Below are 22,838 nucleotides of genomic sequence, written 5' to 3'. Positions count from 1 at the left end.
CAATAACAGACGATTCTTGTTAAAATTGACATCAATCATCCTGCTGCGCCAAAATGTTATCAACACGAACGTTGGCGAATGGCTTACAGATGATGTTTAGTTGAGCTTGATGCATTTTAATCTGTGAGTCGTGAAGAAAAGGAAGTGGATTTTTAGGTTTTTATCTGTTTTTGTGATTTTAGCATTCCCTGTATTTGCTGTTGCTCAGGACTGTACGCCTTTGGATCCTTCCTATCCCGATTGCCTGGATCCGGATAGCCCGGTGCCAATTGATGATGGCGTGATTTTGCTACTAATTGTTGGCGTTTTATTTGGTTTTTGGTATGTGCGGAAACAAGTTGCAAACGCAGCAAATTAGCGGTTTTAGCAGCTGGGACGATCATTGTTGGTTTGCTAATTATACCTAATATTCACTGTTCACTCTGTTCATTTCAGACCGTTAACATTCAAGTTGTTCATCTACATGCGTCATAGAACCCAATTGAAGTATTTAGGTTAAACTTGAGTAAATCAAACATTTACCTATGTCTTTAAGTGTCCCTAAAATAAAGATTTTATTGTGCTCGACGGTATTGTTGCTACTCGTTTCTTTTGAATGTTCGGCTCAAATTACATTGTATTATTATCGGTCGGCACGAACAGGAAATTGGAATGGAACAAATACATGGGAACGTTCATTATTAGCTCTAACGGGATACAGTGCTACAAGTACTCCGCCAAGTAGTGCTAACGCTACTGCAATTGAAATTCAGGCAGGTCACGTCGTTACTGTTACAGCAACTACTGATGGAAAAGAAGTTACTGTGAACGGAACACTAACAATAAATCCATCAATAACATTTACGATTGTTGATGTGATCATTGTTGATGATTTTACAGTTTCGTCTACCGGGACATTAAATGTTAATGGCACGCTCCAGAATCCAGGGGGCACGGCTGTTATAAATGGCACGGCAACAGTGGGGGCTACTGGCATATTTAATAACACGGCTCCTGGTACAGTAAATTTTAATGCTAATTCGAGCACTAATATTAATGGGGTGTTATCTAATAATGCAACTATCACTTCTACAGCTGCTACGCTCAACTTTAATAACGGAGGAAGTTACGTTCACCAATATACAACAACCGCTGGCGCTGTTCCGATAGCAACCTGGAACGATGGTTCAACTTGTGAATTCAGAGGCTATACAACTTCGGGCACTGTAGCTGCAAATTTAAATCAAAGTTTGTATAATGTGCGTTGGAATTGCGCTAGCCAGTCAGTTCCCATTCAGGTTAATTCAGCATCTGGTAGTATCCGCGGAGACCTAATTGTGAATACTTCTGGATCGAGCAACATTAGTTTCTCCGGTTATACGTTTACTGCACAACGGGACTATTTACAAACCGGAGGCACTGTAAACTTGACAAGTACGACGGGGAATACCACCATGAACATAGGGCGCAACTTCTCTCAAAGCGCCGGAACGCTGAATCTAACCACAGGTACTGGAAATGCGATTTATAACGTTGCAGGAAATTTTACTATGACTGGGGGAACGCTTAATAAAGGAACAGGTGCTGGAACCGGTAATTTCAATTTCAATGGTACTACCCGTCAAATTTTCACTAAAAGTTTACCTGCTACAGCAGTAATCACTGGAGCCTTGAATTTTACCGTGAATGCCAATGCGATTGTAGATTTCAATACTTCAATATTGGACGGATCTACTGGTACCTTTACTTTGTCGTCAACAGGTACATTGATCACCGCAAATACCCAGGGGATTGCTCAAACTGGAGGAAGCGGTTCTATTCAAAGTACGGGTACCAGGTCATTTTCTCAAACTGCTAACTACTGGTACGATACCAATGTTGCACAGATTACAGGGAGTGGGCTGCCCGTTGCGGTAAACAACCTTACCGTAAGCAAAGTATCTAGTGGCGTAACCCTGACTCCGGGAACGCAGCTCACTGTCAATGGTATCTTGACCATGACCAGCGGTTTCTTTGACTTGACTACTGTTCCATTATTACTTGGAATAAGCGCCACAACCGCTGGAACGGGAATGTTAATTACACAAAATACTTCTGCACTACCCATCCCTACAGGCAAGACCTGGACTTTTGGTGTCACTTACAATGCTAATGCCGGTTCTCAGACATTAGTTCCCGGAACTTTTGGGGGATTGACGATGAGCAATGCTGCGGTAAAAAACGGACAGCCAGGCGCTTTAACTATCACCGGAGATTGGAATTCCAGTGGAGGGAAATTAGACTTTACTACAAACAGTACCGCAGTTACGTTTAGCGGTGCCGGTGCTCAAACCATTACTGATACTGGATCAGACGGAGGAAATGGTGTTTTTTTTAATAGTCTTACTGTATCCGGATCAGGAACCAAGACACTTGTAGGTACAACAAACGGAAAATTTTCTATCACACCAACTGGCTTATTGTCTATGAGCGGTACTGCGGTGTTGGCCGCAGGAGGGGTTTTGTATTTAAAATCCAGCGCTGCAGGTACAGCAAATGTAGGACAACTCTCAGGAACAAGTATCACGGGGATAGTAAATGCAGAAACATTTTTAACAGGTGGGGGAGTTGCCGCGAATCGCGGGACAAGGATGTTGTCGGCCTCAGTAACTGCATCAACCATTTACAGCCAACTTAAAAATACAATATTTATCACTGGGCCGGGTGGTGCAGCAAATGGATTCGATCCCGGTGGTACCGCTCAGCCGTTCGCTGTCACTTTAACGAAGTACGTCGAAAGCAGAACGAGTATCCCTGCTCAAAGTCAATTTCAAAATGTACTTACTTTATCCGAAGCAGCACCGGCTGCCGGAAATTGCTTCTTCGTTTTTTTTAGGGGAGCACGTGATGCCAGTGGCTCTGCAAGTTCAAAGCTGAACCTCCCATATGGTTCGCCAGAAAATGTGGTTACCAACTTTGCAGGATCCTTAAATCAAGGTTCTATACCTGTTTCACTTTCTTACACTCCATATCCCGTAGCTAACAATGATGGATATGATGGTTATAACGCGGTAGGCAACCCTTATCCGTCTGCGATAAATTGGGTTAACGTAACGCGTACGGCGAATATAGACAATATGGTTACTGTGATCCGTCCCGGCGGAGGTATGACTACTTATAGCGCGGGAGTGGTAACTAATGCCGCGCCAGTATTAAATGGACCTGTTCCGGGGACGAGTACAACAGCCTTTATTATCCAGCCGGGCCAGGGATTTTACGTGAAAGCACGGGCTACCGGGCAGACTTTAACCTTTACAGAAGGTGCAAAGGTGACTACTCAAAGCCCAAATCGATTGCTAGATGCGCCAGATGATAGCAAAGTCGTAGTGCTTAATAAAACGATGGATGTATCACCAGCAGTTAGTGCTGCGACGGGTGCGACTTCTGAAGTCCTTAAAGTTTTAAAAATATCTCTTAAAGACGCAACAAATACAGACGAAACTGCCTTGGTATTTAAGCAGGGATATCAGGATAATTACGGTACGGATGATGCCACCTATTTTTCCGGTAGCACAATCTCGCTCGCCAGCCTTACTTCGGACAAATTACCGATGGCGATCAATTTTATGCCAGAGCTAACAAGTTCTACAGAGATCAAATTATCGGTAAACGCAACTGCGACGGGACCGGTATCGTTGAACTTCAACGATATCTCCGGTGTAGATGGAAAAATCATGTCGCTGAAAGACAGTTATCTGAATACTACAACAAAAGTAGCAGCTAATGGTGCCATTTATAATTTCTCGATTGATCGTAGCATTCCAGCCTCATTTGGTACAGAACGCTTTACGTTAATTTTCGAAGATGAGAAATTGCCTCCGGCAGCACTGTTAAGCTTTACTGCAGAAAAGGAGATGTCGAGCGTTAAACTAAAATGGATGGCGGCAAGTTCTACGCTCGACACCTTTGTTGTTGAGCGCTCAGTGGAGGGTACAAGCTTTTCTCAAATAGCCACTATGGCTGGTGGGAATATATCTACAAAGACATTCGTGGATCAAAAGCCGTTATCAGGAAAAAATTACTACCGAATTGTGCAGGTTGATGACCTGAATCATAAAACCTATTCTCCATCATTGATGGTGAATTTTGAAGATGTGCTGAACATAACGGCTAAAGCTAGTTTTACAGTTTATCCAAATCCGGTTGTCAATGAGATTCACGTGGCGTTGAAAGAAAAAGGACCTGTTCAGGTAAATGTGTATAATTTAACAGGTAGGCTGCTTACTCAGAAAGCTTTTGGGGAAGATGATACCGTCAGCTTAGACGTAAGTACGTTAATGAAAGGAATGCATGTGCTGGAAGTCAAATCAGCTGGGGATAATTCAGTAATAGGAACTTCGAAGTTTTTCAAAAACTAGCTGATATTACGAATTTTTATTTTGGTAGCAGGAACACCCTGATAGATTGTGTACGCTTCAAGGTTTTTTGATGCAGTGGAATTAGCAGTTAGCACAGCATGGGAAAATGCTGTTACACCTGGTAAAATCGTTGATTTGGCGCCGATCCAAACGCCATCTTCGAGCACGATAGGTTTTGTGATCAAATCAAAATTTCTTGAAGTATAGTCGTGATTTCCAGTCATCAGCATTGCCTGCTGAGACACACAAACATTTTTTCCTATAGTTACCTGATCCAGATTCTCAATATAGCAGTCGGCCAGCCAGGAATGGTCGCCAAGACTGAGTTTCCAGGGGTACCTGATGTGGATGTAGGGTTTAATACGTACATCATTTCCGATAGATGCGCCGAAACTCCGTAATAGAAAGACTAAAATATTACTGAATGGGATAAGCCCGGATTTAAAAAAAAGCATACTGGTAAAATACCATAACACGACTTTTATTGGAGAGGCACCGATATTAAAATCTTTTTTGTCAAACGCTTTTTTGAGCTGAGTCTGTTGCATTCTTTTTGGCTGAGGTGTTTGTCCAGAGATATATGCTTATCATGATGATGATGTAGATGCAAATATTAAATATAGTATGGTGATCAATACGGCCGAAGTGAAGGCGGTACTCTTTCCAGTACAAGGAAAGTAAGATAAACCGAAGGATGTTTAGGGCTTGTATGCCAAGTAATCCAAGGATCAGAAAAGTAATCTTAGATTTAATAGCTTTTGGAAAAGCAATTACAAAGGCAGCAAAGAAACTCATGACTCCATAACCCAAACAGGTATAGATTAATCGAATTCCTGCATGGTGTTCCACAATTAACCGGGTATTGTTAGTGAATACCTTATAACCCATAGCCGTTAAAATTTTTGCCGTCGACCCGATATAAAACTCCCTCCAGAAATCGATGTAGTTTAAGTGCTGGTCTAAAAAGGGACTGTAGGCTCCTCCCGGGGCTATCAAGCCTATAAAGAGCTCATTAAAGCCATAAAATAGCACAAACAGACCGAGGAAGACCACAATGAACCTATTGGGCCTATCCTTCCAGAAATGAGCAATGGCAGTTTTTACCTTATTCAATTTTGTCGGCTATTAGTTTTCAAAATTGCCAATTTTTCTTCAATTTTCACATCTACAATCATCCTGAACCAGAAACCTTGTAGAAAATGAAATAGTATTCCAATCCTGCCGTCAAGAAAACCAAGTTTGAAAGTCATCCTATATCCAAAATATAAGAAAGGTCTTAGATATCTGGGTAAACGCCACCACATCCGCTTTAACCACGCTTTTCGTTGGTCGGGTGATCCAAAGAATGCTGGTTTTAATGTTTGTGTTCTCAACAGTTGGATGCGTTCTACTTCTTCTTCAGCTAAAAGATCACTATACCTGTTGTGCTTGGCTATCCAAAAGCCGATATCATTTTCTTTTATATTCTCCTCCAGGATATAGCCTTTTTTCCAAATTGTGGAATCACCTTCTATGATAAAACGATGATCCATGTTTTCATTTAAATCTGAGTATCCTTTTCCATACCTGAACATTTTGAGCAGATAAATTGGGGAATAGCCGCCATGTTTAATCCATTTTCCTTTAAAATAGTACTTGCGGTTAAAATATATGCCGTTGATCGATCTGTAATTTTCATCTCTGAAATCAGCAAGGAGCTGATAGAGCTCAGGGGTTACAATTTGATCAGCATCCAATCCGATAACCCAGGGTGTACCGATGTCAAAGTGGTTGAGGGCGGCGTCCCATTGTTTGGGATGGTTTTCGAAAGGTTGATATGCGGTAATGACTCCGTATTCGCGACAGATTTCCAAGGTGTGGTCGGTACTGCCTGAGTCCATTACGTAGGTTTTCGCATCCAGACCCGCTATGGATTGCAGTAGCCTGGGCAAATTTTGCGCCTCATTAAAAGTCAAAATTATGAATGTGAAATCAGCCATTTGTTAAGATACGGTTGTAAAGGTCGATATATTGATCCACAATTTTTATTTCGTTAAAATCACGTCTGATGATAGCGGGTGCTCTTGATCTGATTTTATCCAGTTGAGATTTATCAGCATGAATCTGTTGTAAAGTGTGGGCAAATTCTTTCGGGTTAAGTTTCGATATCCAGCCCAATTGTTGTTCGATAATGTATTCTGATAACCCAACCCGATCTGATAGTAGTACCGGAGTGCCAACAGCCAACGATTCTATGACGACATTTGCAAAATTTTCATTGTGAGATGGAAGAACAAGCAAGTCGTGGTTTTCCATTACGCTAAATTTATCTTCGTCTGTAATGTGCCCCTTCCAGGAAATAAACTGGCCGATATTTAATTCGCTGGCAATATGTTTTAAGTTATCAACATAAGATGCTGTTCCTGATCCTGCGATAGCTAACTGCCATTCAAAATTAACCTGACTCAAGGCTTTAAACAATATATCCAGGCCCTTTTTTTCTTCAATCCGTGAGAGAAATAATAATTGAAGAGCGCCGTCAGCAACTGATCTTGCAGCTTGTGGCTCTTGAGGGAAGCGTACAAAATTTGGAATTACGGTGATGCTTTTTGGTTTAATGATTTTTAGAAGATCCTGTTTTTCTTTAGCACTTGTTGCATGTATATGGCTGTATTTTAACAAAGACTTGCCAAGTAAACTGTGTATGATATGTTTCATTCCAGTATTTCTATTGCCCAGGGTATAGGTGGTTAACATTCCCCTTGGCGATAACAATACTGCTACTTTTCTGCGTTTTGCAATCCAGCAAGAAAATATAGTTACAAGATTCCACCAGGAATGAATATGCACAATCGTTTGGTGGGATCGACTTAGCTTCAGCGTTCTATCCAGTGTTTTTAGCAGGCTGGGAGAGAAATGGGTAGGATCGCCAGTCATTCTGGGATGATAATGGACAGGAACACCATCAATAATCCGAGACCCCGCAGGCAATTCCGCAGCTCCATTTGCAGTTGTTGTCAATACTGTTACTGGTGTTTCGGCCTTAACCAGTTCTTCACATAATTTAGATACCGACATAGTCGGGCCCCCATAATAGTATGCTGGCTTATAAGAAGGACTGATTTGTATGTTCTTCATCAGGGAGGGTTCTAACCAGGATATTTTTTTGTTTAAGCAGATTAAAAAGTACAACCAACAGGATATAACCGTATAGGATATTATTCAACAGAAATTCCCAGTTATTGCCGCGCCAGAGTTGTTGAAAAATGCCATTAAAAACAATAATACATCCCATTTCATAACCGCCAAAAAGAGATTCCGCCTGATTGCACAGCCATTGCGTGAGGTATCCATAGATTAACATAGATACAAAAATGCCGAACACTCCTGCGCTCAGATATCCATCTACAACAGGTCTGGTTTTAGCAGATACCGACGAGAGCCTGTTTGCTACATTGGATTCGTACACGCGTTCCATTGAAACCTGCTCCGTGTTTGGTTTTCCCGACCAGAGAAATCTTGGAATCAAAGCATAAAAGGAATCTTTGAGAATCTCAAATCCGTAGTATGGATGTGCCGAAGGAACGTGTTCCACATACTGTGTAAACATGTTGATCTCGCTTAGCCTGTTTGTGAGAAACTGCCAGTTCGTTTCGTGGATGTCATTGATATTATCTTCATTAGTCAAGACATCATAGGCATCATCTCTGGCTTCTTCTGCAGTCGTTTCTCCCGACCAGGACTGACTTCGTATTGTATTTGCTAACGTTGGCAAGATATATAATAACAGACATATCAGAGGAATGGAGATCAGGAGAATGAATTTCTTGTAGTATGGAAACAATAAAAAGACCAAAATAAGCAGGTTGTTGATTACGCTTTCTTTGTATCCTGATAAGGTGGCCGCAACCAGGTTGAAAAGAAATACGCCACCACCTATGGCAACCAAATTTGGTCGTTTCTTTACTATTCCTTTCACGAGCGTTAATGATCCCGCAAATAGGGACATGAAAATGAACATGTAAGAGAATTGAACTACTGCAGATATTCTGGATAACACGATTCCAAGAAGGTATGAAAATCCGCAAATCTGAATAAGGATCTTATCAGTGTCTACTTTGAAAATATATTTTATTTTGAGATCCAGCTTTGTTGCCCAGATTAGGCCTGTTACTAACGCCACGTGTGCAACCAGACAATAACGCTGGCAGGCAGCAATGTTCTCTGTAAGTGCATTGGGGATAAAAAACTGGCCATTGACCCTGCTGAAATATTGGTATCCCAGGTGATCCATAAAGAAAAATATAGACGTGGAACACATAAATCCGGCAAACACCAGTTGAGTCAGAACGATCGGGCGCATGATCTGTTTGCTTAAAGGAAGGTCGAGCTGTATATATTTTACCGGCGATAAAATAGTCCAATAAAAGATCATGAAAGTCCCAAGCCATGAAATCAGATAGGAGGTTACCGGGCTAAACTGGAATATATACGCAAGCAGTACCGGAAAATAGATGGGCAGCAGAATTTTTTCTTTCGAAATGTTTGCAAACTGATTGTTAAACATGTGCTATAATTTCTTTAACCTGCGTTTCAAAATTCCATTTTTTTATTTTAATTGCCGAGACTTCACCCATTTTTTTTAATAAATGCTTACCCTGTGTCAGCTCTTCTAATTTACGCTTCAAATCTGTGGGATCATTAACGTCGAAGACCTTCCCGTTTGTATCATCTACAAGGTCGGCAGCGGCTCCGGTGCAATTGGATGTAAGAATGGCTTTTCCGGCGGCCATTGCTTCATTAATTGCCAGTCCCCAGGTTTCTCCGGGGCCTTTTGATGGGAGGCAAAATAAGTCACATGCCTGGTATAATGCCGGCATCTGCGGTTGGTTCTGAAAGGGCAGAAAATGTATTTTACGATTATTTGACGCTCTGGCTTTGTTTTTAAGCTCCTGCTCTAACATTCCACTCCCAGCAAACAGGAGCTCAACGTGTTCATTATCAAGTGACAGAAAGGCGTCAATCAAGGCCGTCGGATCTTTCTTGGGCTCTAATTTTCCTGCAAAAAGTACAAGAATAGCGGATGACGTAATTCCAAGGCTTTCCCTCAGATCCATTGCCTCTTCTGCCCTTGGATCAGCAAACCTTTCATTATCTATAGCGTGAGGGGCAAAGCTAAGTTGAGATTCTTTTATGCCATATTTTTTGAAGTACTGTTTATTTTGCATTCCTACATACAGTGCATGGTCAACGTGCTTGTAGACCCATGTCAACAGCAAGGACTTCAGTGTTAATTTCCAGAAAGGGAGCCGGTCTGTTAGTGTTGAGTCGCCACGAAATAGAATAGAAATCTTATTTTTAAAATGCCTGAGCACTTTAAGGTGATCTTTATAAGCCCAGCCATAAACTAACAATACATCAGGATCGAAATCTTCAATTCTGGCCAGGATATTTGTGCCTGCAACACCGTTGAAGTGATGCGAGCCCGGGTCTTTTGCTGGATTTTCTATGAATTCAAAATTATAGCCCTCCAGTAAAGGTAAGTGCCATTCAACATGCTGCCGAAACCCGTGATCGTAAACCGCCTGACTTTTCCCTGCCGTATAAAATACTTTCAACTCAAGTTGAGCTGCCAATAGCTTAAATACCGGCGCGTAATACTGGATAGGGTGGGTTGTTACGATCGCTAGCTTTTTCAAATATTTATAACCTTGTTAAACAGATTTACTTGTTTCAGTGTCATTTCTTCGGCAGAATATTTTTTGAATTCCTCCATTTTAATCTTGTTTTCCGGTAGCTGTCCGTTAACAACGCTGGTCAGAAAGTTAGCCATTCCTGCTATGATTATTTCTTCATTTTGATCAAATGTGAATACCGTACCGGCATTGCAGTTACTGATAATCTTACCCGCGCTACTATTTTTGTGGAATACAGCTAATAATGGTTTTTCAGCCATGATATATGGATAGATCTTTGATGCTGAGTAGTTCTGATCGTCGGATCCTGGAATAAATAAGCCAGATGCCTCTTTCAAGGTGTTTAGCGTTTGGTAATACGGAATTCTATCGGTGTGTTCCGTAATATAGACATCCATTCCAGCTGCTACCGCTAATGGTTTAATGGTGGGTATACCTTTTCCATCAGGGGCGTAACTCGTTCCTATAAAATGGAAGTGAATTTGGTTTGGTGAGAGTCTGCTATGTTCGATAGCCTTTAGTAACAGTCGCAGAGCCGGTTCTAAATCATGCCCCCCCCGGCCAATGTATACGATATTTACTAATCCTTTCTTGTTTAAAAAGGTTTCTGTTTGATTATTATTTGCTGCAATATCGAAATCTTTTTTAAATGCTCCAAAGGTTATAACTGCCTGAGGAATATGCTGAAGGTTGGGGTATCTTATAGTTAAGATGTCCAGATATCCACCAGACACGCTAATCAGTCCACCTACTTCTTTCATTGCAATGGGCTCCAGAAATTTGTTGAGGGAGTATGAAAACCAATATTTTGGCGGGCGCTGGTTTTTTGGTTTATCCTGATAATAATCGGAATGCCATAGATCCTGCATGTCTATTACATAGGGAATCCCAAAACGTCTCTTCCAATATGCGCCTAATGTTAATACCGGAAATTGCGTAGTAGAGAAATAGATAAGATCAAACTGACGTGTTGAAAGTAACATGTTTACCTGTTGGTAATAAAACCACATCGCCCTTAAAGCAATGCTGCCCAAACCTATTTTGCTTGTCCATTTTTTTGCAAAGCCTTTAATTTTATGAACGGTGATATCATTTGGTAATGATTCCATCAACAAGTTGTCTAACGGAAGATCAGAAAATTTCTCGTCTACAGTTACCACTTCAGCTTCCCAGCCATATCTGCTAAAATAGGGGAGGCTCATTCTGATCCTTTGCATATCCGCGGCGTTGGTGGGTGCAAAATATGGACTGATAATTAAAGCTCTATTTTTCAATCAATGTTTGCCTGATGCAGGTGATGAATTTTTTGTGCTCTGTTTCCCAGTTAACCAATTCCTGACCAAGCATATAGTTGTTTTTTTTTGTATTGTTTAATGCTTCGAGGTCCGCAATATAACTTTGAATAACTTCTGAGAGGTGTAGGGAGTTATCTTTTTGATAAAGTTTCCCGATAGTAGTATGCTGTTCAAAAAAACTTTTTTGTGCCACCGTGTCACTTGCTATCATAACAAGACCACATTGGAGGTAGGTGAAAAATTTGTTTGATAACGCATTCTCGTTGTTGACGGAAAAACCGGGCTCTGAGGCAATGCCAATATCAAATTGTTGTGCGATCCTGAAAATATCTTCCGGGGCTACTACATCATGTATTTTAATTTTGGTGTATGGGATGTTTGCATCGTCGGCTTGTTTATACAAACTCGCCTGGTATTCCGGATTTACTTTTCCCATTAAGTGCAACTCAAAGCTGTCTTTCGGTAATAATCCCAGTGACTGAATAATATTTTCGAGCCCTCTGTTGGACCCAATGGTTTGCGAAAACCAGAATAGCTTTACTGGAAGATCCGCTGTATCCCTGGGTTCAGCCGGTATTAGCGATCTTTGAAAAGTATTTAGAAGGGTAACTGGATGGAGTTGTGGGTAAAGTGTTTTGTATAATGCAGCTATTTGCGGACTGCTTGTAGTTAACTGTGCAGTCTTTGGCAAGTACTTATCTTCAAGCTGTTTTTTTGTTAAATATTCTCTGCTCAAGACAGTAGTATTTGTCTCTTGCCTGTGGAAATCCTCTGCATCAAATCCGAACAACGAATTATGTTTTTTTGCTGCTTCGAACGCAGCCGGGAGTGCTCCTAAATTGTGAGCAATATAAAGATCTGCTTTTAGTGCTTTCGCTTCCTTAATCAGAAAAGCTGTGCTTCGTGCCTGCGCGTATTTTGTTGGCAGAAAAGATGCATATAATCTGCTGATCCTGAAGAATAACCTACTGAATAGATAAGTCCATTTTTGATGCAGCGGATCGCCCCCAACTCGAATTGCCTTCCACGATTTGTTTTTAAGTAGCATTTCATCGTGATAGGTTGCCCAGGCTGTCCAATAGGCGTAGATTAACGTTACCTGAAATCCTGCCTCCGAAAGGGAGTCGGCTTCCTTAACTATTCTTGGATTTGTACTGGGCTGACCGGATGTAATCAAAACGATTCTCATGTTAATCATTCAGGAATTCTGCCCATGCCTCGAGATTTATATTTTCATATCCCGCTTGTTTAAGCGGGAAGATGCCTTCAGAAACGGCTTTGATGATTCCCGGTAGCAATTGCATAAACAGATCTCCTTTTTTATCAGGATGCAGGATCCATGCATCCGATGTTTTCAAAACCATGCGTTTACCTCCTTTTGCGCCAACAGATCTGAACAGAATGATTTCAGGATCAAGTGGAAAAGCTCTTTTGAGGTATTTTCTCAGTAGCAGTTCAACTAATAATTTGCCGCTTATCAATGGGAAATATTGTGCTAATCGCTCCTTGTTGAGCAAAAAATGGCGTGTGGAAAAGAAATCATTAAGCCAATATCTATTGTGAGATTCATTAGGTCTGCCTTCCTGAAATGATGGCAAATCCATCAAATCCTGAGTAGGAGGTGTTAATCTTGGTACTGCTGCTACACAATCCTGATCCTGCTGCATTAAGTTAAGCGCTTCTTTTACCCAGTCGTAGCCCTTCGTTTGATGCACCAATATATCGCTGTCATAATGTAAAACGAATTTAGTTTTTGTAAGTTCAATACCTGCCCAATAGCTCATGTTGGCTGTTCCTCCAGCACCATGTGTACAGTCGTATACACCGCGGAGGTATTTTTTTGACAACCTTTTTATCAAGGGATCTTTGGGCTTAAGATAGTAGACAGAGGAAAAAAAGCCCTTGGCCTTAAAACTTTCTGTTATTTCTATCAATTGTTTAACACGGTTGTTAAAAGCTGCTAAAGGGAATTTTACATCTGGGTCTAGTAACGTCGTTTTTTGGGGTCTGCAGCAGTCTACGATCAGTAGCCGGTTCTTAACTTGCCGATGATTGGCTAACAAAAAGGGAATAGTCTGTTCCGCATACCCTAAATCACCAGGCGAAATATTGATCTGCAGGGTTACATCATTCAAATTATATTTTTGCTCAGTCATGCTATTCTTCGTTCGTAGAGTGCCAGATATTGATCTACAATTGTGTCTGCTGAAAATCTATTTTCACAACCTTTTCTGATGGCAGATCTGTCTAATCCGGCAAGTAAATCGGTTTTTTCGATCAGGTCTTCGGCTGTTATTCCGGTATACCCATTTAAGCCATTTTTGATAACTTCTGGAATAGCACCATGATTCAGCGCAAGCACGGGAGTTCCGCAGGCCATTGCTTCTATCATCACAATTCCGAATGGTTCGTTCCATTGTATCGGCATTAATAAGGCTGATGCATTGCCAAGCAGAACATTTTTCTGTGAATCATTAACAGCGCCTATGTAAGTGATTTGTTTACCCAGATGAGGTTTGATTTCCTGATCAAAATATGTTTTATGTTCATTTGGTATATTCCCGGCAATAATCAGCGTTCTGTTCGTCTTTAAAGCTATCGATATAGCGGTATGAGGTCCTTTTATCGGCTCTATCCTTCCCAGAAAGACCAGTGGTGCATCAGTTGCGACAGAGAATTGAGGCGTATAAGTAGTTAAGTCTATTCCGTTGTATACCGTTTCTGCCAGTGCAACCGGCGTAATTTGATTGGTTATGTAATTACTGCATCCTGTAAATGATAGTGATCCAAGTCGGGCTAATTTCATAGCCTTTTTAATTTGACCAATCGTAGGCTCTCGTTGATAGCTCATGATTTTCGGTATTTTCGTGCCCAGGATAGGCGCTAAATAGGAGAGTCGACCGAAGCTGTGAACGATGTCTTGTTTGTCACGGATTAAACTCCTGTTAATGCTCAGCATATTGGATGCCAGTGCCTGAAGACCTGTAGTACTATTATTTTTATAAGGAATGAGTCGGCAAGGAACCTTGGAATCAGCATGTGCAAAGAGTGTAACTTCGTGGCCACGCTTATGAAGGCCGGTTACAAGCAGATCTACAATGCGCTCTATTCCGCCATAAAATTCTGGTGGAACCGGTATTCCCGGATCTGCAGTTATTGCAATCTTCATCTGTGTTTCAATTTCTTAACTGTTTTCCAGCCTATCAGGTTGGCAAGAAACTTACTGTAACCACCGAGGGATATCTTTAACGAGGAACCGCCAAAGGCGTTGATCTTTTGTTCAGCTTTTTCCATTAGATCCATTTGCGCGGGATAGTAATTGAAGATAAAGGTTTGCCATATATTCGCACAAAGTTTCTCGACGTTCTCACTCTTATCTGAATTGTAAAGGAGCGTTGTCACACCATCCAGCGCAGCGTATGCTGATAAGAGATGTTCCCGTGACACCTGACCCGACAGTCCGCCGACTCCAGATCTATAGTAAAGAACCGAGGTACTACAGAAAACGATAAGCCCAGCATTGAGCATCAGCCTATTAAAGAATTCGGTGTCGTCCAGTAGGTTCAGTTCTTCATTCCACAAACCTGATTTATCGATCAGTTTTCTCGGAATCAGAAATATTCCAGGTTGAGTCATCGGCTCGCCACGTTCCCAGGCGCTAAGGATCCAGTTTATAGGTGTTAAAGTTTGCCAACATGCCTCTGTACTCAGCTTAAACGTTGATAAGTCATTGCCGTAAAAGCGGCCCCATTTGCCAGAAATGATGTGGTCATCAGAATCAACTAGATTGACCTGATCTTGAATCATCTCAGGGTTGATCAGGTCGTCGCCGTCAATGAACTTGATCAGCGCTCCACGCGATTCCCGGAACGCTATATTCCGCGCTGCGGCTGCCCCTTTGTTTTCCTGTTCAATCAGTCGAATCCGAGCATCTGTGTTGCACCAGGTTTGGATCACTGCACTTGAATTATCGGTAGAGCCATCATTCACAATAATGATTTCAATATTGTGGTAAGACTGATTTACGATAGATTGCAGGCAAGGCCCTATATACTCGGCGCAGTTATAGGCAGGTATGCAAATTGATACCAAGGGGTTATTCAAGTCGTATACTTAGTAAATATTGTGTTTTTTCTTTAGCCTTTCAAAGAGGCAATCTGAATGATAAGATCCGTTTTTATCAAATTTGTTGTAATTCCAAACCTCATTCCAGAAATGTACAGCGTGGGCATTTGAGGTAATTCTTCTTCCATCCATGGAGTTGGGCTTAAGCAAGGGCCTGCTATATTCTTTAATGCGGTTTTTTAGAGACATTTTTCCAAGAATAAACTCCCCTACAAAGCGCCACCCGATTGGATTAAACGTTTGGTAGGGAACACTGTGGTGTTGCAGTCCCAATTCTTTAACTATGTTTTGAAACATAAAAATGCCCGCCGCTCCAAACGGCATCGTTTTAGTATCAAGATCTGATATATAGTCCATGCATTTAACGAGAAATTCGCTGTCGGCCTTTGATTTAAAAACGCAATTGTTAATCAGGGAACCGTATTCGCCTTCGTAGCTGGTGCAGAAAACTTCATCAGCTGTAAAATTGAAGGGCTTGAGACATATTACATCCATATCTACCCACCAACCGCCGTTCTTTTTTACCATCATTATCCTGAACAAGTCGGCAAAACCGGTTACCGATCCCTTGCCCCAACCTTCTTTATTTCTGAAAATCATTTTTTCGGGAGCGATGCTTCTGGCATCCTTGATCATAGCATTCTTAGGTGCATTTTTTATCTCTTCATAGGCGTAAAGATGAAACTCGTGCCCATGATCGATAAAAGACTGGATACAAAGACGTTCTACGTTAGATAGTTGGCCGCCGATCCATAAAGACTGGATGAGATTAGGATTTAAATGTTCTTCCATACGTCGATAAAATATTCTTTTTTAGACAGGTCCACATAGTGATGCAGGATACCATTCTTATGTTTAATCAGTTGCTCATCCGGATTCACAATATATTGGTTGTCGGCAAGAATAGTCGAAGGACGATCTCCAATGATCATCGCTGTTAATGCCTGCTCCAGATAATATGAGGTACCTTCCCTGGATTCCAGAATTTTAATCCATTCATCTATTTTCTGCCATTCAATATAATCGCTATTCAAGCCTATTACCCCTACGTTGACTAATTCCGGCAACTGTTTACCCGATAATTCTTTCAAAATCAAATCAGTATAGCCGTAGGATGGCATGCAGTCTCGCATATATAAAGGTGAATCTGGTTTTTCAATCCAGGACAGGATTTCTTTTGGCTCAGTCCAAAAAATCATATCAGAATCCATAACTAATTTCCAACTGTTCCCTGGTAATGTATGTATATCAGTTAATTTTCTGATGTGGGGATAAACCTTTCTTTTTTCAAGTAATGCAGTACATGAGCGTGGTATGTGTTGAGCAAGATTTTTCTCGATTAGTTCGGCACTAATGATTTCAGCATTTGGCAGCAGTCTTTGCACAAGTTCAGTTAAGTCGGCATCGAAGGTTCCGTCGTCGATCAGAATAAATTTGAAATGTGCACCAGCTGTTTTTGCCAATGAGCGTATGCAAAAGAGTGTTTGATAGAGGTAATTTTTTCCCGTTAGAAAATGAATAGGCAGACCATCTGCGTATGAGGTAACAGGTTCTAGCGCAAGCGCGGCCTTCTTCATTCGTTTCATACCTCGCTGCATTTTCAGGTATATTTTAATACCTCCCATACGTTGGATAATGTTTATCCTGGATCTGGGGTATCGGTATAAGAAGTCAATGATCGACTGCACGCTTATGATATAATTTTCTTTTGATCTTACCTAGATCCGCTCTGACCAGTTTTCCGTAAACTATTCCTTTTCGTTCTACATATTGAAACATCAGGATAGCAAATACACTAATTATGGCATACACCACAAGATCATAGATTATGTTGGCTGCAAGATTAGTTTTGGTATATTCATTCCTAAATCGACTAAAAATGAAAATTCCTATCGGAACATGAAGTAGGTATACCGAGTAGGAGTATTTTCCAAGCCTTGAAATAGAATTCTCACGAATGGCGAGGAAGTTGCTTGATAAAATCAGGATAAAACTAATTACTGCTGCAACTGCGTAAGCGATGTTGCCCTGAACGATAAATTTAAGATAAAGGCCACATAAACTTATAATTAGTAACAGTAGGGAACAAGCACGCTCAGCGCGATTCGATCCGTGTAAGAGATAATAGATCACGATACCCAGACTAAAACCAGGCCATTGATCTAAGAAAAATAGTACGCCTATTTTCTGTATGGGGGTTATTAAGGAAATAATTGATATTATTAGTAGTAAATAAATAGAAATACCTTTTCTAAAGATTAATACTCCTGCTATGAGGAGGTAGAACAGTAGTTCACAGGTAAGTGACCAATATACCATGCTCATCGTTTTTACTGCGGAGAATGGTGCTGTCAGCATTGTAATGTTCGCCAATAGCTCAGTAGCTGATTGCGGAATGTTATGCACAGAGTTAGTTCCTGTGTAAAGTTTCTGAAAGATAGCCGCGGCCAAAACTACAAGTAAACTCACCCAATAAGCGGGAAAAATTCTGAAGAATCTTTTCAGACTAAAATCTATCCAGTCTTTTGAATGGTAAGTAGACAGAAGTATACAATAACCGCTGATCACAAAGAAAATTGGAAAGCCTGTCCAACCATAAGAAATGACATGTCTATACCAATTTTCTACTGGGGCTAATTCCAGATTTAAGTGGAAGATGGTAACTATAAAAGCTGCAAAAAAGCGGAGCAAGTCAATCATAGCATTATGGCCTTTCATCTTCGCTTTTGATAAAAAATGCGTCCCGCCAAATAAGATGTCTAACATTGCTTGGGTAATGTCTGCCAATGCTGTTCCCAATTTTTGTAGGCTTGAGATCCTGATTGTCTGAAGTAAAGTTTCTGATGATATCTTCTTTCCAGATGATTCCCTGTGATTGACTTGCGATATGTGCGAAAATAGTCTGCTCTGTTAGGAAATTATAGTGTGGATGAATTTCTGAAAGCAACTGATCCAGCTTGTATTTTTCATATATGTTTTTCCCGGATACATAGAGTAGTCCTGCATTAAACTTACCAAGCATAGCTGTGTTTGTATGTAGTTTATGGACAAGTTCATCATGGTATGCGGCTATATTGTCTTCTGATCCGCCACACTGTATACCGTCAGTATACTCCGGAATAAACGGACTTAGATCTTTGAAAAATAACACATCACTGTCAATCCAGATAGTGGGATAAAGTTCCGCATGGTGCAGAATGACAGCCATTTTTTTTCCGAATGGGTTAGCAGATGCATATGCCGCGATCGATGTTCTATTTTTCGTTTTATGATAGGCAATACTGTCAGCCCAATTCTGTACTGCGAGTTCGCCTTTCCAAAAAGAGATTACTTTTTCTATTTGCTGAAGCGATAAAGACCCGTCGCTTACTATTGTCAGTTTTGGCAGTTTATCCCAGTTTCTGGCAATAGATAAAACTGAAATTTTAAGCAGGTCTATGTGGTTTTTTCCAGTCATCATGAGCACATTGATATCTGACCGCTCTTTACGTAATGTTTTATAGTTTTGAAAGATAAGTAACCTTTGATACAGTATAGGGAGTCGATATGCCAAAGAGTTTTTTATTTTAGAGAACATCTTTTGTTGCTAAGCCATCAAAAGATCCGCATGCCCCACGCCATTTGATATAATTTACTTTATTGCTCCATGCGCTGTAAGTTATAAATGCTTTGATTTTTCTCAAAGGTAAAGACCATACCGAAATTTCTGGCCATGGGTTAATGTGATGCCTTTTCAACACCGTCATCCAAGATTTATTCGATTGGTTAATTAAACGTGCTAAATAACTGGTTGTAGTCCTTGAATCAGGAATGAGGTGATGAAGTATAAGTTCTGGAAAATAGCCAGTCTGCCAACCAGCTTTGAGTATTTCAAGAACAATATCATTATCTCCACTGGAACCAAGCATTTTTCCGCTGCGGTCAGCGATCACGGTTCCCGCTTTATTTACCTTATCTATATAGTTTTTCAATGCCGATTTTCGAACTATCATTCCCGCCCCAATAGGAGCTGTCGCGGGATAGGTATGATCCCAGGAATTTAAGATTACGGTATTCCCCAAATCGCGCAGGGCGAGATTGTGGTAAAAGGCTTTTATCCAGTCTTTTGGCTGGGATTCAAATATGGGAATGCTTTTTCCACCGATAGCACCAAGTTCTGGTTGCTGTTCCATAATGTCTTTCGCTCGTTTTAAATAATCCGGATGAAGTACATTATCATCGTCGACCATAACAATTAGCTCAGCAACGGCCAGGTTGAATCCCTTCAGTCTGCCGTAAGTCAGGCCTTGTAATTGCTCTACAACACATGTGTACTGTGGATGCCAGTCTATCAGGATACTAAGGGATGGTGATGAGTTATTATCAACTATAATAAGTTCCCATTGGTCTGCAGAGAGCGTTTGATTCTTGAGCGCTGCTAAAGTTTGATTTAGCCGTTCTAAATCAGGATTGAATGTCGTGATAATAACCGAAATCAGCTTATCCATTCCGATATCCTATAACTCTTGCTGGTACACCAACTGCAATAGCATAGTCAGGTAGGCTTTTGTTAACAACAGCGCCAGCACCTACTACACATCCATTTCCAATACTTACGCCGCCAAGAATCTTAACTCCTGCGCCAAGCCAAACGTCGTTCCCAATTTTTACAGGTAACCTGATATCTCCCTGAGATCTGATAAGGGTATTTCTGTTCGGTATAGTATGATTCGAACTTAATATACAGGTGTGCATTGCAATTAACGTGTTCTCACCAATTTGGACATCTCCATGCCCGTATATACAGACATATTCCCCCAGGAATGTATTGCTTCCAATGGAAATATGGCCCCCATAAGCCCGTAGTACAACACCTTTTGATAATTGACAATTGTCATTCAAGACGATATCTCCTTTTTTGCCACTATAGCCGCGAGCCAATATTTGTCCGAACTCTAACTGTACATTCGTGCCAATTTTAATTCCGGTAGCGCGCAATATGCTTTTGTATAAAGTATTGATCAGCTTAAACATGAAATGTTTCTATTAGTTCAACGAGCTTCTCGTATCCTGCTCCGCCACTCTGAAAATCAAGATACATAATTCGGTGCTTAAGTTTGCAGGTTGACGAAAGTCGATCATAACAAGGTTGAAAAGGATAGTTGTCAGGATATAATTCTATAACCTCAGTATCAGGCCTGCAGAGATAAATATTACTTAGGCCTGCACCATGAGGAGCGATAACCACGGAAGCTTCCTGCATAGTTTTTATCGTTTCCTCAGCAGTCAATATCGAAAGATCAATGCGATCAATGTCAGGGAATTGGCGAAGGAATCTATCTTCCCATATAATCTCCCGCGATCCGGATCCATGTCTTGTAATCCAGATCGATCTGCTCGCGAGGGGGTCAGTAACAATGTTCTCTACGCAAAATAGTTGACGCAGCCCCTTTACGCACCATTGGTTAATCATCTGATCGTTCACCAACTTATTAGTAAATATAAGTTGTTCACATTTGTAATGCGCATGACTATCGATCCAAATAACTCTTTTCAAATCAACGCCCGCCCGTACGAGCCATTTTTGTTTCCAGCTAGCCTCTGGACCATTAATAAGTATATGATTTGCCACATCCATTACATCAGAGAACAGGTGCATTTTTGAAAGTGATTCAAAGAGGAAATGATAAAATCCAAGCTCTGCTCCAGGAGCCAGCAATGAAATGGTTATGCCATCAAGTGTGGCAAGCCCGGGGAAATTAAGTAACCTGGTGTAAGGAGATAAACTTAAATTGGTGTTCCAATCTTTCGTTGATTCGTTAATAAATGCTCTGTGGATACCGTCATATATCAAACCCGTGTGTCCAATTACAAATCCGTTCGAAAGACTGAAAACAATCCTATCTGGATTCTTAAAAATGCCTGTCTTTTTAAATCTATCCTGATTGTTTTTATGCCTGTAAACAGGAGTTCCATACAGGCAATTAATTGGTTTTAAAAAGACACTAACATCACCGGGTTCCTTTTTTATAAAATAGGTATATGACTCTGGAACGTCTACCTCTTCACCAATAGGTACCTGAGCTAAATCTTCAAATCTTACGATTTTATATGGATTTCCAGTGAAAAAACGGATCCAGAGATATTTGATCAGAGTTTTACCTAAGTTTAGCATTACGTGGTCTGCTTTGTGATAGATGAGGTTATAGCGATACTATCCTTTCTTAAAAAGTATTCTTTTATCCTCGGTTGCAACTTTAGTTCAGTAAGAAAAGCTGATACTAGCGTGATACAAGACCATGCAGTCAGCCCAACAAAAACTAATACAAATCCCGATAGGTACTTGCTTAGCATATCACTTAGATAAAATGCGATAGGAAAGTGAAAAAGATAGACTGCATAAGATATTTTACCTGCAAATTCGAATTTTAAAAATTTTCGGACATCGATTTTGTAGGCTATGGTCGCTAGAGATAATGCAAAAAGGACTATCCCGACTAGCCAGCCGGTTTTAGGGTTTTCCAGGTGTTTGAAATGATAAAGTAGAAAAATTTGAAACGCCGGGCCAATTATGGCTATCCACTGTATTATATTTTTAAATCGGATCTTTTGTTGAATAATACTTAAAAATAGTAACGTACATACCGGAAGAAATAGCAGGTCATTCGGTGCAAGTTGCGGTTCTCCAGTAGATAAATGCTTGATGATAAGATCATAAATAAATCGTCCTGTATCCAGGGAGGTAATAGCTAAAAGTAGTAAAAAATAACTTATAACAGGTTGTTCAGGGGGTGATTGCTGAGAGCGCAACATTGAAATAAGTAGACCGGCCTGCCAAAATACTGCACCTGTGATTATGGCATTTAAAGTAGGATCTTTAGTTATAAATTGTGCCAGAATGGTAAACGCAAGGAGCGAAAACATATAATTGCGTATCCGATTATGTATAAGCCAAAGTATTGGGAAAATCAGATAGTAAATAACCTCGTAACTCAAAGACCAGAGCACGACGTTGGAGGAATAGCTTTTTAGCAAAATACCTTGCAAAAAGAAAAAATGTCCAAATAGTTCAGACTTATTTAAGTAAGGATATAAGCAAGCTATAGATAACAGGAGTGCAATTAAGTAAATCGGATATATCCTGACTAAACGTTTAATCAAATATGTTTTTAGGTTTTTTACGGATAATGGAATATCTAAATGGTTAATGCCAATTACATATCCTGATAACAGAAAAAACATCAGGACGGCTGCGTGGGCAAAATCAAGAACAGATAGCCACCTGGGGAAATCATAGTTTTTAAGGTTAAAAAAATTAAAACTGTATAAATGCGCTATTGCAACATTAAAAGCGCATATACCTCTCAAGCCTTCCAGCTTTCTGTCGA

Annotated in this window: 19 protein-coding genes and 1 pseudogene; 2 read left to right on the top strand and 18 right to left on the bottom strand. The window is 40.6% G+C overall.

Features of this window, described 5'->3' with window-relative positions; genetic code table 11:
• Nucleotides 1–130 precede the first annotated feature (130 nt).
• Nucleotides 131–358: a PID-CTERM protein-sorting domain-containing protein gene (locus CLV32_RS10435; RefSeq protein ID WP_133555130.1), complete on the top strand. Its 228-nt coding sequence runs from the start codon at nucleotides 131–133 to the stop codon at nucleotides 356–358.
• 166 nt (nucleotides 359–524) lie between these two features.
• The gene (locus CLV32_RS10430) at nucleotides 525–4,376 is read left to right on the top strand and encodes a T9SS type A sorting domain-containing protein (protein ID WP_133555128.1); all 3,852 of its coding nucleotides are present in this window, start codon (nucleotides 525–527) and stop codon (nucleotides 4,374–4,376) included.
• On the opposite strand, the gene CLV32_RS10425 is transcribed toward CLV32_RS10430, so the two are convergent.
• From CLV32_RS10425 to CLV32_RS10335, 18 genes and pseudogenes are all read right to left on the bottom strand, one after another.
• Complete coding sequence (locus CLV32_RS10425; RefSeq protein ID WP_133555126.1) at nucleotides 4,373–4,924, bottom strand: WcaF family extracellular polysaccharide biosynthesis acetyltransferase; 552 nt, start codon at nucleotides 4,922–4,924, stop codon at nucleotides 4,373–4,375. The two genes, CLV32_RS10430 and CLV32_RS10425, sit on opposite strands and share 4 nt — an antisense overlap.
• Nucleotides 4,893–6,355, bottom strand: a pseudogene (gene xrtY / locus CLV32_RS23515) (exosortase Y). Before xrtY ends, CLV32_RS10425 begins: the two are co-directional and overlap by 32 nt.
• Nucleotides 6,348–7,493: an XrtY-associated glycosyltransferase XYAG1 gene (locus CLV32_RS10410; RefSeq protein WP_133555119.1), complete on the bottom strand. Its 1,146-nt coding sequence runs from the start codon at nucleotides 7,491–7,493 to the stop codon at nucleotides 6,348–6,350. Before CLV32_RS10410 ends, xrtY begins: the two are co-directional and overlap by 8 nt.
• Entirely contained in the window at nucleotides 7,462–8,922 is a 1,461-nt protein-coding gene (locus tag CLV32_RS10405; protein WP_133555117.1) for an exosortase Y-associated Wzy-like protein, read from the bottom strand. Before CLV32_RS10405 ends, CLV32_RS10410 begins: the two co-directional genes overlap by 32 nt.
• Nucleotides 8,915–10,054: a glycosyltransferase family 4 protein gene (locus tag CLV32_RS10400; protein ID WP_133555116.1), complete on the bottom strand. Its 1,140-nt coding sequence runs from the start codon at nucleotides 10,052–10,054 to the stop codon at nucleotides 8,915–8,917. The genes CLV32_RS10405 and CLV32_RS10400 overlap by 8 nt, the downstream gene beginning before the upstream one ends.
• Nucleotides 10,051–11,268, bottom strand: coding sequence for a glycosyltransferase family protein (locus CLV32_RS10395; protein ID WP_133555114.1), 1,218 nt, complete (start codon nucleotides 11,266–11,268; stop codon nucleotides 10,051–10,053). The genes CLV32_RS10400 and CLV32_RS10395 overlap by 4 nt, the downstream gene beginning before the upstream one ends.
• Before the next feature lie 46 nt (nucleotides 11,269–11,314).
• Nucleotides 11,315–12,535, bottom strand: coding sequence for a glycosyltransferase family protein (locus CLV32_RS10390; RefSeq protein ID WP_133555112.1), 1,221 nt, complete (start codon nucleotides 12,533–12,535; stop codon nucleotides 11,315–11,317).
• A 1-nt stretch (nucleotide 12,536) separates the two neighbouring features.
• Nucleotides 12,537–13,502, bottom strand: a complete 966-nt coding sequence (locus CLV32_RS10385; protein WP_133555110.1) for a hypothetical protein — start codon at nucleotides 13,500–13,502, stop codon at nucleotides 12,537–12,539.
• Complete coding sequence (locus tag CLV32_RS10380; protein WP_133555108.1) at nucleotides 13,499–14,515, bottom strand: glycosyltransferase; 1,017 nt, start codon at nucleotides 14,513–14,515, stop codon at nucleotides 13,499–13,501. Before CLV32_RS10380 ends, CLV32_RS10385 begins: the two co-directional genes overlap by 4 nt.
• Nucleotides 14,512–15,450, bottom strand: coding sequence for a glycosyltransferase family 2 protein (locus CLV32_RS10375; RefSeq protein ID WP_133555106.1), 939 nt, complete (start codon nucleotides 15,448–15,450; stop codon nucleotides 14,512–14,514). The genes CLV32_RS10380 and CLV32_RS10375 overlap by 4 nt, the downstream gene beginning before the upstream one ends.
• A gap of 9 nt (nucleotides 15,451–15,459) precedes the next feature.
• Nucleotides 15,460–16,263 carry a glycosyltransferase gene (locus CLV32_RS10370; RefSeq protein ID WP_133555104.1) on the bottom strand — a complete coding sequence of 268 codons (804 nt, stop codon included), beginning with the start codon at nucleotides 16,261–16,263 and terminating at the stop codon, nucleotides 15,460–15,462.
• On the bottom strand, nucleotides 16,248–17,057 hold the full coding sequence (locus CLV32_RS10365) for a glycosyl transferase (protein ID WP_133555102.1): 810 nt from the start codon (nucleotides 17,055–17,057) through the stop codon (nucleotides 16,248–16,250). The genes CLV32_RS10370 and CLV32_RS10365 overlap by 16 nt, the downstream gene beginning before the upstream one ends.
• An 85-nt stretch (nucleotides 17,058–17,142) precedes the next feature.
• Nucleotides 17,143–18,237, bottom strand: coding sequence for an acyltransferase family protein (locus tag CLV32_RS10360; protein ID WP_133555100.1), 1,095 nt, complete (start codon nucleotides 18,235–18,237; stop codon nucleotides 17,143–17,145).
• Nucleotides 18,176–19,048 (bottom strand): hypothetical protein, encoded by an 873-nt coding sequence (locus CLV32_RS10355; RefSeq protein WP_133555098.1) that lies wholly within the window; start codon nucleotides 19,046–19,048, stop codon nucleotides 18,176–18,178. Before CLV32_RS10355 ends, CLV32_RS10360 begins: the two co-directional genes overlap by 62 nt.
• A complete protein-coding gene (locus tag CLV32_RS10350) occupies nucleotides 19,038–19,958 on the bottom strand; it encodes a glycosyltransferase (protein ID WP_133555096.1) in 921 nt (306 codons plus the stop codon). The genes CLV32_RS10355 and CLV32_RS10350 overlap by 11 nt, the downstream gene beginning before the upstream one ends.
• The gene (locus tag CLV32_RS10345) at nucleotides 19,951–20,484 is read right to left on the bottom strand and encodes an acyltransferase (RefSeq protein WP_133555094.1); all 534 of its coding nucleotides are present in this window, start codon (nucleotides 20,482–20,484) and stop codon (nucleotides 19,951–19,953) included. The genes CLV32_RS10350 and CLV32_RS10345 overlap by 8 nt, the downstream gene beginning before the upstream one ends.
• A complete protein-coding gene (locus CLV32_RS10340; RefSeq protein WP_133555092.1) occupies nucleotides 20,477–21,625 on the bottom strand; it encodes a glycosyltransferase family 61 protein in 1,149 nt (382 codons plus the stop codon). The genes CLV32_RS10345 and CLV32_RS10340 overlap by 8 nt, the downstream gene beginning before the upstream one ends.
• A complete protein-coding gene (locus tag CLV32_RS10335; RefSeq protein ID WP_243732294.1) occupies nucleotides 21,625–22,818 on the bottom strand; it encodes an acyltransferase family protein in 1,194 nt (397 codons plus the stop codon). Before CLV32_RS10335 ends, CLV32_RS10340 begins: the two co-directional genes overlap by 1 nt.
• Nucleotides 22,819–22,838: the final 20 nt, after the last annotated feature.

The organism is Pedobacter duraquae (assembly GCF_004362245.1).
GTDB classification, from domain to species: domain Bacteria; phylum Bacteroidota; class Bacteroidia; order Sphingobacteriales; family Sphingobacteriaceae; genus Pedobacter; species Pedobacter duraquae.
Note: the sequence above shows the minus strand (reverse complement) of the source record. Positions and strands in the feature narration are given on the sequence as shown.

What these genes read in the sequence shown, in the direction of transcription:
- CLV32_RS10430 (WP_133555128.1), top strand. Translation starts at nt 525, where the DNA reads ATGTCTTTAAGTGTCCCTAAAATAAAGATTTTATTGTGCTCGACGGTA.
- CLV32_RS10425 (WP_133555126.1), bottom strand. Translation starts at nt 4,924, where the DNA reads ATGCAACAGACTCAGCTCAAAAAAGCGTTTGACAAAAAAGATTTTAAT.
- CLV32_RS10410 (WP_133555119.1), bottom strand. Translation starts at nt 7,493, where the DNA reads ATGAAGAACATACAAATCAGTCCTTCTTATAAGCCAGCATACTATTAT.
- CLV32_RS10405 (WP_133555117.1), bottom strand. Translation starts at nt 8,922, where the DNA reads ATGTTTAACAATCAGTTTGCAAACATTTCGAAAGAAAAAATTCTGCTG.
- CLV32_RS10395 (WP_133555114.1), bottom strand. Translation starts at nt 11,268, where the DNA reads ATGCAAAGGATCAGAATGAGCCTCCCCTATTTTAGCAGATATGGCTGG.
- CLV32_RS10390 (WP_133555112.1), bottom strand. Translation starts at nt 12,535, where the DNA reads ATGAGAATCGTTTTGATTACATCCGGTCAGCCCAGTACAAATCCAAGA.
- CLV32_RS10385 (WP_133555110.1), bottom strand. Translation starts at nt 13,502, where the DNA reads ATGACTGAGCAAAAATATAATTTGAATGATGTAACCCTGCAGATCAAT.
- CLV32_RS10380 (WP_133555108.1), bottom strand. Translation starts at nt 14,515, where the DNA reads ATGAAGATTGCAATAACTGCAGATCCGGGAATACCGGTTCCACCAGAA.
- CLV32_RS10370 (WP_133555104.1), bottom strand. Translation starts at nt 16,263, where the DNA reads ATGGAAGAACATTTAAATCCTAATCTCATCCAGTCTTTATGGATCGGC.
- CLV32_RS10365 (WP_133555102.1), bottom strand. Translation starts at nt 17,057, where the DNA reads ATGAAACGAATGAAGAAGGCCGCGCTTGCGCTAGAACCTGTTACCTCA.
- CLV32_RS10360 (WP_133555100.1), bottom strand. Translation starts at nt 18,237, where the DNA reads ATGTTAGACATCTTATTTGGCGGGACGCATTTTTTATCAAAAGCGAAG.
- CLV32_RS10355 (WP_133555098.1), bottom strand. Translation starts at nt 19,048, where the DNA reads ATGTTCTCTAAAATAAAAAACTCTTTGGCATATCGACTCCCTATACTG.
- CLV32_RS10350 (WP_133555096.1), bottom strand. Translation starts at nt 19,958, where the DNA reads ATGGATAAGCTGATTTCGGTTATTATCACGACATTCAATCCTGATTTA.
- CLV32_RS10345 (WP_133555094.1), bottom strand. Translation starts at nt 20,484, where the DNA reads ATGTTTAAGCTGATCAATACTTTATACAAAAGCATATTGCGCGCTACC.
- CLV32_RS10340 (WP_133555092.1), bottom strand. Translation starts at nt 21,625, where the DNA reads ATGCTAAACTTAGGTAAAACTCTGATCAAATATCTCTGGATCCGTTTT.